General features: G+C 61.3%; 10 protein-coding genes and 1 pseudogene. 6 read left to right on the top strand and 5 right to left on the bottom strand.

Going from position 1 to position 14,183, the window contains the following annotated elements:
* The first annotated feature begins 6 nt into the window (after window positions 1-6).
* From I6F24_RS07210 to I6F24_RS07190, 5 genes are all read left to right on the top strand, one after another.
* The gene (locus I6F24_RS07210) at window positions 7-576 is read left to right on the top strand and encodes a hypothetical protein (protein WP_225152396.1); all 570 of its coding nucleotides are present in this window, start codon (window positions 7-9) and stop codon (window positions 574-576) included.
* Window positions 557-2,161, top strand: a complete 1,605-nt coding sequence (locus I6F24_RS07205; protein ID WP_225152394.1) for an alpha-amylase family glycosyl hydrolase — start codon at window positions 557-559, stop codon at window positions 2,159-2,161. Before I6F24_RS07210 ends, I6F24_RS07205 begins: the two co-directional genes overlap by 20 nt.
* 163 nt (window positions 2,162-2,324) lie before the next feature.
* Window positions 2,325-2,504, top strand: coding sequence for a hypothetical protein (locus I6F24_RS07200; RefSeq protein WP_027575113.1), 180 nt, complete (start codon window positions 2,325-2,327; stop codon window positions 2,502-2,504).
* Window positions 2,501-3,655, top strand: a complete 1,155-nt coding sequence (locus I6F24_RS07195; protein WP_225148772.1) for a DUF305 domain-containing protein — start codon at window positions 2,501-2,503, stop codon at window positions 3,653-3,655. Before I6F24_RS07200 ends, I6F24_RS07195 begins: the two co-directional genes overlap by 4 nt.
* Before the next feature lie 128 nt (window positions 3,656-3,783).
* Complete coding sequence (locus I6F24_RS07190; RefSeq protein WP_036013671.1) at window positions 3,784-4,566, top strand: Crp/Fnr family transcriptional regulator; 783 nt, start codon at window positions 3,784-3,786, stop codon at window positions 4,564-4,566.
* 49 nt (window positions 4,567-4,615) lie between these two features.
* Here the strand turns inward: I6F24_RS07190 and I6F24_RS07185 are convergent, their stop codons facing one another.
* Window positions 4,616-5,224: a cysteine hydrolase gene (locus I6F24_RS07185; protein ID WP_225125030.1), complete on the bottom strand. Its 609-nt coding sequence runs from the start codon at window positions 5,222-5,224 to the stop codon at window positions 4,616-4,618.
* Between the two features lie 265 nt (window positions 5,225-5,489).
* Complete coding sequence (locus tag I6F24_RS07180) at window positions 5,490-9,566, bottom strand: LuxR C-terminal-related transcriptional regulator (protein WP_225152392.1); 4,077 nt, start codon at window positions 9,564-9,566, stop codon at window positions 5,490-5,492.
* Window positions 9,567-10,218: 652 nt separating this feature from the next.
* On the opposite strand from I6F24_RS07180, the gene I6F24_RS07175 reads away from it, so the two are divergent.
* Window positions 10,219-11,010 carry a Crp/Fnr family transcriptional regulator gene (locus tag I6F24_RS07175; RefSeq protein ID WP_225125328.1) on the top strand — a complete coding sequence of 264 codons (792 nt, stop codon included), beginning with the start codon at window positions 10,219-10,221 and terminating at the stop codon, window positions 11,008-11,010.
* A 152-nt stretch (window positions 11,011-11,162) separates the two neighbouring features.
* Here the strand turns inward: I6F24_RS07175 and I6F24_RS07170 are convergent, their stop codons facing one another.
* From I6F24_RS07170 to I6F24_RS07155, 3 genes and pseudogenes are all read right to left on the bottom strand, one after another.
* The gene (locus I6F24_RS07170; protein ID WP_225125028.1) at window positions 11,163-11,435 is read right to left on the bottom strand and encodes a hypothetical protein; all 273 of its coding nucleotides are present in this window, start codon (window positions 11,433-11,435) and stop codon (window positions 11,163-11,165) included.
* A 351-nt stretch (window positions 11,436-11,786) separates the two neighbouring features.
* Window positions 11,787-12,191 (bottom strand): annotated as a pseudogene (locus I6F24_RS07165) (hypothetical protein); the annotation flags it as partial.
* A 491-nt stretch (window positions 12,192-12,682) separates the two neighbouring features.
* Window positions 12,683-13,372, bottom strand: a complete 690-nt coding sequence (locus I6F24_RS07155) for a response regulator transcription factor (protein WP_225151516.1) — start codon at window positions 13,370-13,372, stop codon at window positions 12,683-12,685.
* Window positions 13,373-14,183: the final 811 nt, after the last annotated feature.

Below are 14,183 nucleotides of genomic sequence, written 5' to 3'. Positions count from 1 at the left end.
CTAGCCATGTTTCATTTCTCCAACATCGTGCGCACCAAGGGCGACCCCAAGATCGTCGAGGGCGGACCGAGCCTGAAGCAGCCGGCGGACCAGCTCGCGCGCGCACTCGGCTGGTTCAGCATCGGCCTCGGCGTCGTCGAATTGTTCGCGCCGCGGCGCGTCACGCACACGCTGGGCATGGAAGGCCATGAGACGCTGGTCCGCGCCTTCGGCGTGCGCGAAATCATGGCCGGGATCATGACGCTCTCTGTCGAGAAAAACGCCGGCCTGTGGGCCCGCGTCGGCGGCGACGGCCTCGATGCCGCCGCGCTGCTGTCCGGGCTGACGGCGGACAATCCCAAGAAGGGCAATATCGCGCTGGCATTGCTGATGGTCGGCGGCATCGCCGTGCTCGACTACCGCGCCGCGCAGGACACCAAGCCGCGCCGCCCGCCGCGCGATGCACGGCGCAAGCTCTATCCGAACCGCAGCGGATTTCCCAAGGGCATCGAGAGCGTCCGCACTGCGGCGAGACAGATCGCAGCGCACGCTGGGCAAAACGAGGTGAAGCAAGGTGATGAGCGACGAGTCCCGTGACGAAGCTGCGTGGTGGGAATCCGCCGTCGTCTACGAGATCGCGCTGATCTCCTTTCAGGACTCGAACGGCGACGGCAAGGGCGACCTTGCCGGATTGATGTCGCGCATCGACTATTTGAAATGGCTCGGCGTCGATGCGGTGTGGCTGACGCCGATCTACAAAAGCCCCTTCCGCGACCTCGGCTACGACATATCCGACTATTGTTCGATCGATCCCGCCTTCGGCAGCCTCGAGGAATTCGATCGCCTGCTCGAGGCGCTGCACGGTGCGGGCATCCGGCTCGTCCTCGACCTCGTTCCCAATCACACCGCGAACGATCACGCTTGGTTCGTCGAGAGCGCAAGCTCGCGCAACAGCGCGAAAGCCGACTGGTACATCTGGGCCGATCCGGCCGAGAACGGCGGGCCGCCCAACAACTGGCTGAGCCGGTTCGGCGGCAGCGGCTGGGAATGGTGCGAGGCGCGCCGACAATATTACTATCATTCCTTCCTGGTGGAGCAGCCCGACCTGAACTGGCGCAACCCGCAAGTGCGCGCCGCGATCGCCGATTCCATGCGGTTCTGGCTCGACCGCGGCGTCGACGGCTTTCGCGTCGACGCCAGTGCGGTCCTGATCAAGGACCGGCTGTTGCGCGACAATCCGGCGAATCCGCAAGCCGAGGGCAAGCCGCCGCCGCAGCGGCACACGACGGTGTTCACCGACGATCGGCCTGAGACGATGGATTGCATCGAGTTCATCCGCGAGGTGATCGACGCCTATCCCGGACGGATGTTGTGCGGCGAGGTCCAGGGCAAGACCGACCGCATCGGCCACTTCTACGGCAACGACCGGCCGCGCCTGCATCTGCCGCTCAATTTCGCCCTGCTCGATTCCAAATGGGACGCCCTCTCGCTGCAGGCCACGGTCGACGCCTATCTCAACGCCATCCCTGACGATGGCTGGCCGGTCTGGGTCATCGGCGGCCACGACAAGCAGCGGATCGCGAGCAAGATCGGCGAGGCGCAGATGCGCGTGCTGGCGATGCTGCTGATGACGCTGCGGGGAACGCCGTTCTTCTTCATGGGCGACGAGATCGGCCGCAAGCGCGTGCCGATTCCGCAGGGCCGCGTCCGCGATCCCTTCGAGAAGCTCGTGCCCGGCTACGGCCTGTGCCGCGATCCCGAACGCGCACCGATGCGGTGGGATGACAGCCCCGATGGCGGCTTCACGACGGGCCGCCCATGGCTGCCGCTCGAGCCGCCCGATGGTGCGGCCAATGTCGCCGCACAGCAGCGCGACGAGCGCTCGATCCTCGCTCTGTTTCGCGCGCTGATGGCGCTGCGGCGCGAGCATGCCGGCCTGCAACGGGGCGGCTACGAGCCGCTGCGCTCGCAGAACGATGTCCTGGCCTTTAAACGGACGGCAGGCCGTAACGAAATTCTGGTCGCGCTCAATCTCGCGGCCGAACCGCGGAAATTCCATTGGCAAGGTCGCGGCCGTCTCTTGATGTCGACGCATCTGGATCGGCCGCCCGAGCCCGTGCCGGATGCGTCCATCCTGCTCCGGGGCAACGAAGGCGTGATCATCGCACTCGAACCTCGGTGACGTCAGGAGGAACCATCCGCGTCGCGAAGAGTCTGATCAACGCTTCCGGCGTCTCCCCCCGCCGCCGGGGGCAATTTGCAAGACCGCAGCCCCGGCGCCCACGCCCCCTTCAGGGCGCCGGGGTAGCGGCGTGAGCCACGGCAGGACATATCGGAGGCAGCTCATGGGCAAGACCAAAGGTCTGCAGCAGCGGATCGCCGGCAAGACCAAGCAGGCCGTCGGCGAGATCATCGGCGACCAGGATCTGCACGATGACGGCAAGGCGCAAGCCGAGCGTGGGCGCGACGAACAGGACAAGCCGAGCGAACTCAATCCGCTGAAGAAGCTCAAGCAGCTGACGTGAACGCCGAGCCGCGACCAGCACTCACGAGTGGGGCGCGGCGCACCACCGGCGAGCGGCGGCGTTCGCGCTGGATTGCCGCGGCCGCACTCGGCCTGATCAGCAGCACCTTTTCGACCATCGTCAGCCAACTCTTCGCTGCCCGAATCGGCCGCGATGCGGCGGTCGATTGGATGACGGTTGCCGCGATTCCTGCGCGCGACTGGGCGATCAGCTCCGAGCCATCCTGGAGCGCGATCCTGGCCGGGATCGCCTTTCACCAATGGGCCGATTTTTCCTGGGCATTGGTTTTCTTCGGCGTGCTCGGACGCTGGACGGCCGACTTGCGGCCGATGACGATCCTGCTGCTGGCGCTGCCCTGGGCCGCGTTCTCTTCAGGCATGGAATGGTTCGTGCTGGTGCCGCTGTTTCCATTCTGGCAGCCGCTGTTCACGCTGCAACAACCCTACTGGATCGGGCTGCTGGTGCATGGCTCCTCCGCCGTGATGTATCCCCTGTTCGCGCGCCTGCGCTGGAGGCGCGGGACTGCGCCTGACAGCGACGTGCGGTTCACGAATATGTGGATCACCGGCGCGCTGGCCGTGATTGCGCTACTTGGGGCGGTCGCATTGTTCGGCGGTCATGGTTACGAGCCGCCGTGGATGGGCCGCGACAGGGATCAAGACCAGGCCTACATCCGTCACATGACAACGCATCATGCCCAGGGCATCGAGCTGGCGCGGACGGCTGCCGAGCGCGCGCAGGATCCGCATCTGCGCAAGCTCGCAATGCTGATGGTCGCGAGCCAGACCGGAGAGAACCGCATATTCGAGAATTGGTGGCTGAGCTGGTTCGACACGGAGATGCCCGATTGCAGCACCGAGGAGCGGGCGGCGATGCCGGGCTTCCTGACGCCGGCCGAGATGCGCCAGGTCAAGACCGCGCCGCCGGACCAGTTCGACACGCTGTTCGTCGAGGCGATGAGCCGGCATCACCGCGGTGCGGTCAGGATGGCCGACCAGATGTGGCACAGCCGCGGCGACCCTCGTCTGCGCATCATGGCGCATGCCATCCGCCACGAGCAGCAGGGCGAGATCGCGCTGATGCACGGCACGCGCGGCCTCGCCGCCGTGACCACAGGCGTCCGCAACATGCTCGGCGACAACGTCAATTGAACGTGAGGATCTTGTATCGGCAAGCGGCCTGCTGCCTCGCCGATACTCCAGACGAACCTATCAAACGTTAATGCTTTCCGCCGTCATTATCGGCCACACTTGGGCCGACGGGGGCCGTCGGAGATCAAATGCAGGCAGGATTTGCTTTCTCGAGGCTGGCCGACCGCCTGACGAGCCTCGTCGAACTGACCCCGGAACATCTCGATCTGCTTGCGGACATGCCGAGCAGCATCGCGCATTTCGGCGCGCATCAGACCATCCTGCGGCACGGTGATGAGGCAACGCAATGCTGCCTGGTGCTCCAGGGATATCTGTCCTGGCAGAATGACGAAAGCGCAGATGGCCAGATCACCGCGATCTGCGTGCCCGGCGACATCGCCAACCTGCAAAGCCTGTATCGCCCGCGCATCGAGGGCAACCTGACCGCGCTCGGTTCCGCAATCGTCGCGCTCGTGCCGCACCGCTTCTTTCGCGAGCTCGCGGTGCGATCTCCGGCAATGTCGCACGCCTTGCTGTTGATGCTGCTTGCCGATCACGCCATCCAGCGCAACTGGACGGTGAACCTCGGCAGCCGGGACGCGTTGACACGTGTGGCGCACCTGCTCTGCGAGATCACGGTGCGGCTGCAAACCGTCGGGCTTGCCCGGGATTTCAGGTTGTCCTCGCCCTTCACCCAGTCCGACCTCGCCGCAGCCTGCAGCATCTCCCCGGTCCATGCCAACCGCACCATCCAGGAGCTGCGCCGCTGCCATTTGCTGCAATGGCAGGGCAAGACCTTGACCATCACGGACTGGCCGGGCCTGGTCCGGCTCGCCGGCTTCGACCCAACCTACCTGAGCATGCGGTCCGGCGCGGACGATGCTCGGCCGCCGCATGCGAGACCGGTGGCGGCCGACGTCGCGGTCGCTTGATCCGCCTCGTGGGCGCGAGGACCTTGCGCGGCTCAAATGACGTCGGACCCTACTCCCGCCAGACCTCGGCCAGCTCTTCCGCTGTCACCAGGTCGACCTGGCCGTGGAAACGGGTGCGGTACATCGTCATGAGCGCGTCGTGGCCGACGTCGGACGAGCTGCACAGCGCGTCCTCGACAAGGACGATCCTGAAGCCGAGATCGACGGCGCTCAGGACCGTCGAGAGCACGCAGACGTCCGTCTCCGCGCCCGATATCACGACGGTGCCGACGTTCTTCTCGACCAGCAGGCGCGCAAGACCGGGATTGCTGAACGCGGAATAGGCCGACTTGTCGATCATCGCCGCCGGCGGAACGAAACGTGCCAAGGCCGGCACGAGCTCCAGAGCCGATGACGGCAGATGCCTGCGCGTCGCCTGGCGCCAGCGGCGGAAATAACTCTGCCATTGCCCCGGGCGGTCCTCCGGATCCTGCGGGGTGATGAAGCGTGTGAAGATCGTTCTCTCCGCGTGGCGCGCAACGACCGAGACGACCGTCGGCAGCACCCGCTCCATCCAGGGCGTCGCCCAAAGGCCATCGGGGGCGAAAATGTTCTGCATGTCGATGCACAGGTGAACGGCGCCGCGGATCTCGGCAACATCGGACATAGCGTCCCTCATCGTCCTCCACCTTCAAGCGCATTCGGCGACCAGTTGCGAATGCGGGGCGAGGGCTTTGGTTCCGAATCGCGGCGTGCAGCGCGAACCCCGCCCAGAAAAGCTATGAAAATGAAGGTGGTGCGCTCGGAGGGCGGTCGCATTTACTGCGATTTCAATGAGTTATCGAGGACTATCAATGCATAAGGGGCGCATATCAACCGACCAGTATACGGAGCAGGCTGTTCAACATCGGCCCTGCGTCCTGCTCGCGAGACAATGCAACATTTCAAATCAGCAGGTCATGATGCGCAGCTACAGGGGCGTGATGGGGTCCGTTATTGCCATGGTTGGCCGCGGGATCGTCCAGTGCGTTGGGTAGGATTTTGACGAGGATATCGAGGGTGGCCGCCTGATCGGGCTTGGCGCGTGGATCGAGCGGAATGTGGACCTCTCTAGGTTCAATCCTGACGATGGGAGTGAAAGGAGTTGCGTCGCTGTCGAAGCGGAACACTCGATCTTGATCGGCGCCGCCGGTCTCGAACGCAGCTTTAGCCGGCTGTGCGGCCACCGATGCGATTGCAGCAGGTTGCGTAGCGTGCTGCGAGTTTCCGTTCCCTGCACTATCGCCTTTTGTGGCGCTCGATTCGGCGATCTCGGCTGCTGCTGATGCCTTTGCGGAGGCCGAGTGTGAATTGTATCCTGAATTGCTATGCTGCAGGTCAGCCAGTTTTGTCGTGGCCACTGCTGCCGACGCGCTTGCGTTCGATGCACGATGATTGTCGCCATCGCCGACACTCATCTCGGACATGAAGACAGTTTCAGCCAACTCCGTGGTTGTCGCCTTTACAGGCTCCGGCTCCGCCGTTGCAACACTTTCGTCAGCCTTCGGGCCGTGAGCAGAGGTCGAATGCTCCCATTTGTTACTCTGCTCCACGCCGCTGGGCTCTGCCATCTTCGCTGACTCGCGCGTATAGGCTGGAGTCCAGGAATGATGCTCGTTGTCATTGCCGAGGCCATTGCCCGGTGTCGCCTTTGCTTCGGCCGTCTCGGTGGCCGCCGTTGCCGACCCTCGCTCCGACGCGCGCGAGTTGCTGTCGTCCAGACCGCCTGGTTCGGCCGCTTTTGATGGCCCTGACGAATCGTCCGAAGCCAGTGGATCATGCGCGTTGTCCTTGCCGGCGCGATTGCCCGGCATGGACTTCACTTCGGCCGTCTCTGTGGCCGCCTTTGCCGACCCTCGCTCCGACGCGTGCGAGTTGCTGTCGTCCAGACCGCCTGGTTCGGCCGCTGCTGCTGGCCCTGACCAATCGTCCGATGCCAGTGAATCATGAGCGTTGTCCTTGCCGGCGCTATTGCCCGATACGGACTTCGCGTCGGCCGTCTCCGTGGCCGCCTTTGCCGACCCTCGCTCCGACGCGTGCGAGTTGCTGGCGCCCAGGCCGCCTGGTTCGACCGTTTTCGCTGGCCCGGACGAATCGTCCGAAGCGAGTGAATCATGCGCGTTGTCCTTGCCGGCGCGATTGCCCGGTACGGACTTCGCTTCGGCCGTCTCCGTGGCCGCCTTTGCCGACCCTTGCTCCGACGCGTGCGAGTTGCTGTGGTCCAGGCCGCCTGGTTCGGCCGTTCTCGCTGACCCTGACGAACGGTCCGAAGCCGGTGGATCATGCGCGTTGTCCTTCCCGGCGCGATTGTCCGGCATGGACTTCGCTTCGGCCGTCTCCGTGGCTGCCTTTGCCGACCCTCGCTCCGACGCGTGCGAGTTGCTGTGGTCCCGGCCGCCTGGTTCGGCCGCTTTTGCTGGCCCTGACCAATAGTCCGAAGCCGGTGAATCATGCGCGTTGTCCTTGCCAGCGCGATTGCCCGGTATGGACTTCACGTCGGCCGTATCTCTGGCGCCGGCCATTGCAGACATTTGCTCGGGAGCGTGCTGCGGCCCTTCGCAGTCGTCCCTGTGCGCTGTCGCGAGGCTCGATTCACCAAAATCGGCTGCTTCCGATGCGTTTTTAGAGGTTGAATGCACCGGCTTGCCATGTTCCGCGCTGCCTGTTTCTGCCGTCTTCCCTGACCTTCCCGAAGGGTCCGAAGCCGGGGATTGATGCTCGTTCTCATCACCGACATCACTCCCAGGTATGAAGCCACCGTCCGTCTGCTCCGCACCTGTTTCCTTTGCAGGCCATGGCTCCAGAACATGCTGTGAGTTACTGCCGCCCGCGCTACCGGCCGCTGCGATGCTGGGGCCGGTGCCTGCATCGTTCCCCTGACTCTTCAATGTAAGACTTTCAACTTCCGTTACCGCTGCAGCATGAGCAAGCACGATCGGTGATATGCGAGCCGACCCCTCGGTCCCATCCACGCTCTCTTCCGTTGTGCGGACCGGCGCGAATTCAGTCCTCAAGCCGGCATCAGCCAGACTGTCCCAAACTCCAGCGGTCCCGAATGTGCTCTCTCTCGTCCCGATACTTGCATGGGCACTGTCGGTACTCAGAATAGCTTCGATTGCAATCACGGATGTCAGCGCTTCTTCGAGCTGCTCCAACGTGAGAGCGGCCGCCGCGGCTGTCGGCTGGCCGACAAAATCCGATTCTGCGATGGATACAATTCCCGGCAGATGGATTTCCAACAGGTCGCGGTCTCCGATCTCCAGAACATGATCGGTCGCATTCACATAGACGATCGTTTCATTGGTTGTGGAGTTGAAGATCCAAGCGACGGTGTGTGGCGGTATGGACTTGCTTGCTGCTGTCATATGAAGCCTGGCAAGGGCTCCGAAAGCCGCAAGATTGATCCTGCTCGGCCCAGACGCGAAGTTGAAGACAGAGTCGGAAGAGGTAGAACTGGAATCGGTCGGGTCGCGATGAACAACGTTTTCAGCGACGTTGCCGCCCATCAGCTGATCGTGGCTATATCCGCTACTACCGGCATCGTGACTGAAGTGCACGAGGCCGGCAAGTTTTTGGAGAGTCTCCCCTACGGTACCATCACTCGAGTGGCCCCGAGTGCCTTCTCCGGCGGCGCTTTCGTTTTCAACGACCACAAACGCGGAAGGCAGGCGAGAAGCCTGCGCAAGGAAACCCGGGACTGAATCATCTACATGATGATCGTCGGCATTGGTGATCGCAGCCAGTTTGGTGGCCGCATTGTATCCGGTAACGTCCACGAAGCTGTCGAGCGGCGCTTTGGCCGGGTCATGCGACGGCAATGCCAAATGGGGATCGCTGAGTGTGTAGATCAACGCACCGGTGAGAGTGGCGAAAGTACCATACCCTCCGTGAATCAAAGTCGGATTGGATGTCAGCCGCGAGAATAGATGTTCCTCGGTGGAGTCACCTCCAATCTTCGCGTCGTTCATTCCTCGCAGGGAAGGTGTGGCCAAACCGGGCGTGCTTGATCCAACAGAACTGTAGTCCTTCCACGATTTCGAGCCTGCGGATTGCTCAGCGGTGCGAGGCGCTTCCATTGCCGAGGCCGCGGTCGAGATTTGGCTCGCCCCGACAAAAACGCCTCTCTGAGTGAGCGACGGCTTTTCGTCGGAGTCCGCGACGATGGCGTGACGGAGGATAGCTCGCTTCCAGAGCTCATATTCGGCATACTCCACCGCGGGGCCGGTGCTGTCGTCATGCGGAAGAATGTCGTTTGCCTCCGACGCCTTGAGTTCGTCCGCAATGGCGACCGCCAGGAGAGCCAGCGAGAGCATTCCGAACCCGGACGGGCGTTGTAGCAATGCGAGGGTGGCGAGCACCGTCCTGTTGGTTATTTCAAGCTTCTGAAATATGTTGTGCAGGTGTACTTTAACGGTTCCATCTGAAACGTTTAGCTGGTGCGCGATCTCCTTGTTCGACATTCCTTCTGACACCAGTCGTACAATTTGACGTTCGCGCGGCGTCAATAGCTCCAGTAGGTTGTCGATTTTGCTGCTGTCGGTTTTCTCGACGGTTGGCGAGAGATCGGACTGCTCCAAAAAGCTACGCTTCGTCATCAGTCGCAGCGATCGCAGCACAGCGTCCGGTGCAACATGCTTCGCGATTGCATCACACGCGCCAGCAGCGATGGCCAAGGTTAGATCGTGGTCCGTGTCGGAATCTGTAAAGAACACCAGACGCGTGGGCAGCCGATCAGCTTTCGCAATGACGAGGATCTCGGATGCCGTTAGATCTGGCAGGGTGTCAGCAAGAAGTGCAACGTCGGGTGTCAAATTCCGCATCGCTTGGATGCAGCTTGTCCCGTCGCTGCACGACGCGATGACGTCGAAGTCCGGCTGTGCCCCGAGTATCGACTCTAGCCCCCGTAGAACGATCGGCTGTCGATCTACGATCACAAGCCGGACGGGCTTGAGTATCCGCTCTTTCGCAGACGTGTCTAACATGGACTCTGCCTCGACCCGGCCGTCTATGTCCTTCGGCATATAGCCGAGACCGAGTGAAGTCATTAAAATACAACGAATAGAATAAAGAAAGAGATTTAATCCGGTTTAACCATATCTAAAATCGCGAATTTGACGTGCAAATGTGCCCATTTGCCGTAAGTCCTAGCCTTTTGCCGAACAGTACGGCGACGCCAGGCCGTTGGGTGGGCTTCGAGTGGGGCACACGAACGGCTCACGGCCGTCATTCCAACGCTATTGGTCCCGGCGGCCAGAACGCCATCTTGGAAATTGGTCCGCCCCTGAGACGAGACTTTCAGAGCGCGCTCGCGATCCGCGCCTGGCACGCTTCACAACTCAAGGCCGATCAGCTGTTCGGAGAATGATCGTTGGCTGGGATGCTGTTCAGCCGCAGCGCAGGCTGCCGTCGGCGAGTCGACGACATCAATTGCAGGTCAGCGACAGGTCTGTATAAGCGCAAGCTGGAGTCGCGGGCGCAAGCCGTTCCTGCGATTGGCAGACCAGCGCATGCTAGCCTTCATCGCAGGAACCATATCTGTGGTTGCCAGTTGACTGCTGTTGAGCTGCACGCCGGACAGCAGCTCGACGAGCCGGCATGAGTTCTCGCGCCGAACATCCGTCGGGGGTTGATCCCATGATGGACCACGCGACCAGGGTTGGTAATCGGTTGTTAGCAGCGTTGCCGCCGGCGGATTTTGCTTTGCTTGCACCTCATCTGCGGAAGATCGTCATCGAGCGCGATACGGTGCTCGTCCGATCAGGCGATCGGATCGAACATCTTTTCTTCCCCCTGAGCGGCGCGATAGCCACTATCATGGAGCTGCCGAACGGGCAGACGGTCGCCACGACGATAGTGGGGCATGAAGGGGCTGTGGGTCTGACGTCAGCGCTTGGCGCATCCCACTCGCCCGTGACGGCCGTTGCTCGCATCGCCGGGACCGCGCTGCAGATCTCGCCTGCGCAATTCCTGACAGCGCAACATTGCAGCCCCGCCGTCGCAGCGATGGTGCAAGTGTTCACGAGATCGTTGCTGACGCAACTCCAGCACGTGGCTGCCTGCAACGCATTACATTCCGTCGAAGCCCGCTTGGCGCGCTGGCTGCTTCACATTCACGATCGGGCAAATGGCAGCGATCTCCTCCCGCTGACCCAAGAAACGTTGTCGGAATTGCTGGGCGTCCGCCGCACCACCGTCACACATGTCGTGAGCACAATGCGAACATCAAGAGCGCTAAGATCCAATCGACGTGGCCAGCTTGAAATCGATCGGCCGCGGCTCGAAGCCATGGCATGCGAATGCTACAAGGTCATGAGCCGCAGCATCGATCGGATCGTCTCGCAGAGCACGGTCGGGCTCGTTCATAGGCCTCCAGCGCGGAGCGCCTCCCGCTCGCCTGGCAGCCGAATAGCCGGGACAGGCTCTTAGAACCAGTTCGTTTTCGCGAACCACCGCATGTGCCCGCGCCATCCGGCAAACCGCGCGAAGCTCAGTCGCTGCAAACGTCCGATCCTGCGTGGCATTTTTTTCGACTTTGCGGCCGGCTCCCGGCCGAAGCGAACAATGGACGAAAATTCCCGTCATCCATTCGCCTTGGGACGCTCGTCACAACAGCCCGACTTCTTGCGAATGAGCGGTATGGCCATGAGCTTTGCCTGTGCGAAGCCGGAAGGCCCACCCGCGGTCCGAGCGGGGTTGTTGGCGCTGCCCGCCTTGCGCAGCTTGCGCTGAAGATTCTCCTCTCGACCTACCCGCTCTCTGAGCTTTTCAAGTTCCGCAAGCTCTGCCACCAGCGCCTCGAGACGTTCTCGAAGCAGCGCCGCAGGACTCTCCGCTCGAACGCGGATATTCATGACACGCTCCTGATCGAGGTCTTGAGAAGAAGTCGCATAAGGTCAGGAAAAGTATGTAATTCACCACAATCGCATGAACATTTGGCAGTGTTTACACCGCAAATCGCGCTGCGGCGGTGCAACAAGGGACGACTCGGCCGGAGTTTAAGAAAGGTCCAGCCCTGCCAAACCGTACGGCGCCGCAGGCTCACGCATGGGCTGAGAAGACTGCTATCGGCTGGATTCGGCTGCACTCGAAATCCTGGTGTTAGCTCCCGGACACTCGGCCTTGCGCTTTTCCTCGTCTTCTTCTGCGCAATCGAGCCCACCACTTGCGTTTGGAATTCCAGAGCTGCCGCCGGTTGCGAAAGGCCCTTTCGCACTGCCTCCGCCACCGCCAGACCCGCCGCTACCGCCGGATCCGCCACCGGCTGCCCCTCCTCCGGCGCGAGATGATTTAGCAGAGCCCCCGCCAGGGGCTCCCCCGCCCCCTGTTGACCCGCCGCTGGAGCTCCCCGGTCCCGATACGGACGACCGGTCGTTATCGAAGAACGACGATTGCCTCCCATCCTTCTGCGTCACTCCACGCAGGCCCCCCGAGCTTGCAATGGCTCCTGAGGTCAGGGAAGTGGATAGAAGCAGAGTCATCACTGGGGGTGTGACGGCCGCAAATCTTCCGCAGGTTTTCAAGAACGCCCGCCGGTCGTCATCTTCGTTGCCGTCCCGGGTCACAACACGCTCTCCTCGGTTTAAAATATTAATTACGGTATTATACATTAAATGTATTTTCAACCGATAATTTTCTTTATGTGAGTGGTGTTTCTTGACGTGCGCCGTCAATTGATCGTGGGCAATTTCCGTACTCGTTCCTGTACTTCCTGGCCTTCGGGCGCAGCTTCGGAGTTGCGCTCGCCATTTAATACGATTAATTTGCGTTTTAACGGACGTCGAGCGCAAGCTCGATTGCAAGGGATGATGACGATGCCACTGCAATTCCACCGGTCTGTCCGCGACATGGAGATCTGGAGCGCAACCAGCGAGGGCTTCTCGTTCGTGATCAGCTTCGGAAGCCCGAGAGGCCCCGGCTTTCATGGCCGCGCCGGCTATTTGGCGAGTTGGCGTCCGCTCCACAAAAACCAGGCCGCAATCAAGATTGGCGGTTCGCCCTTTCGAACGTTAGCCGAGGCCGAAGGGGCCTGCAGCGACATGGCTGGGCTTCTGGCGCCGCGATAACCCCCGCGCACGCTCGGAAGAGCCAGACACTCCCATTATTTCACGCTCGCCGGATCCTGATGCAACAGATCAGGGGGATCCATCTTACGTGACGCGGCATGCAGCTCGTTTCGCGAAATCGCCAATGCCGCGAGAATCGTGCGATTGCTGATGTCCAGCTTTTGGAAGATATGATGAAGGTGGACCTTGATCGTACCGTCGGCAAGGTTCAACCGACGTCCAATCTCCTTGTTCGATAGACCCTCCGACACAAGCCGCATGATTTGCCGCTCCCGGTCCGTCAGTTGCGCCAGGGGCTTCTCATCGGGGCGGGCGTCATCATTGGCTAGCCATGCGCTCGGCGAGGCCGCTGCTTGGCCCTGGGCGGCTTTCCGCAGGGTTGAGACCAGCATCTCGGCATCCGAATCCTTTGAGAGGACGATGCAGGCGCCCTCCAAGGCCAGCCTTTGCAACTCACAATCCGCCGCGACACCGGCGAAAAAGACTACCGCGGGACTTGGGCCTGAAGCGCTTGCGGGAGCGAGGATCTGCTGCCGGCTGACATCAGGCAGTGCAGCATCGACGAGCGCGACGTCCGGCACAAGAAATCGGATTGCCTCATTGCAGCTTGCGCCATCGCTGCAGGACGCAACGATCGTAAAATCACGCTGCGCTGCAAGAACGCTCCTGATCCCTTGCAAAACGATCGGATGTCGATCCGCGATGACAATTCTGGTGCGGTGCATGCTTCCCCTGCCTATCGCTAAGAACCCCCCGTGCAGCCGTTTAATCCAACAATTTCTTCGAAACGCGAGGATGACGGGTCCGCTCGGCGACAATGTCACACAGTCTCAAATCCTAGACAGCCGAACGTTCGACGACTGCGCCACGGTAACTTGACCGGCAAGTATGCGCAGCACCGTAAGAATGCGGTGCTCAACATTCGAGGCCGCAAGCTTGTAGACGAAAGCCAAATTTCGACAACGCATGATAGATTCGATCAGAAAATTCTCCCGTAGAATGTCTAGGCGCACGGATCGGCTGCTGTGTCATGATGGTCAACATCCAATTAACTTCGTTGGCACCGTTATTACCAACGATATATTGGGTCATTCACGATTCAAATCTAACATTCGACGAAGTTTCGACGAACACGAGATCGTTCAAAAAGCCACGTTATTGAAGGGAGGAAAAGTAATACTATTCATCAAGGCGAAGCTGGTTAGTAAAGCACGAAAACGGCTGCGTCGCGCAGCCAGTGTAGCAACGACGAAATCCGGTCACCCATATTGGAGCTGCATATTCGTCAATTCAGCAACTTCAATGAGCGGTCAGGGAGGGCATCGTTGGCAATGAGTAGGTGGTCACATGTATTCTTCAGCAGTTTTGCGTCAAACTCATCAGGCTCTCATCATTCAATTCACTGAATTGCAGAACTTGCGTAGCCGCGTGTCGAAGGCCGAGCAGCGATTGCTTGCGCCGAGGCGACGAGCCCGGGGGCGGAGGGCGAAGCGACCGCTGGTTCGGAGGCACGGGCCCAGCCGGTAACTCCGACCA

The sequence above is a fragment of the Bradyrhizobium sp. BRP23 genome, from assembly GCF_020194135.1.
Taxonomy (GTDB): domain Bacteria; phylum Pseudomonadota; class Alphaproteobacteria; order Rhizobiales; family Xanthobacteraceae; genus Bradyrhizobium; species Bradyrhizobium yuanmingense.
Note: the sequence above shows the minus strand (reverse complement) of the source record. Positions and strands in the feature narration are given on the sequence as shown.

Coding starts and splice junctions, on each gene's coding strand:
- I6F24_RS07175 (WP_225125328.1), top strand. CDS start 10,219: ATGATGGACCACGCGACCAGGGTTGGTAATCGGTTGTTAGCAGCGTTG.
- I6F24_RS07200 (WP_027575113.1), top strand. CDS start 2,325: ATGGGCAAGACCAAAGGTCTGCAGCAGCGGATCGCCGGCAAGACCAAG.
- I6F24_RS07180 (WP_225152392.1), bottom strand. CDS start 9,566: ATGTTAGACACGTCTGCGAAAGAGCGGATACTCAAGCCCGTCCGGCTT.
- I6F24_RS07190 (WP_036013671.1), top strand. CDS start 3,784: ATGCAGGCAGGATTTGCTTTCTCGAGGCTGGCCGACCGCCTGACGAGC.
- I6F24_RS07185 (WP_225125030.1), bottom strand. CDS start 5,224: ATGAGGGACGCTATGTCCGATGTTGCCGAGATCCGCGGCGCCGTTCAC.
- I6F24_RS07155 (WP_225151516.1), bottom strand. CDS start 13,372: ATGCACCGCACCAGAATTGTCATCGCGGATCGACATCCGATCGTTTTG.
- I6F24_RS07205 (WP_225152394.1), top strand. CDS start 557: ATGAGCGACGAGTCCCGTGACGAAGCTGCGTGGTGGGAATCCGCCGTC.
- I6F24_RS07210 (WP_225152396.1), top strand. CDS start 7: ATGTTTCATTTCTCCAACATCGTGCGCACCAAGGGCGACCCCAAGATC.
- I6F24_RS07170 (WP_225125028.1), bottom strand. CDS start 11,435: ATGAATATCCGCGTTCGAGCGGAGAGTCCTGCGGCGCTGCTTCGAGAA.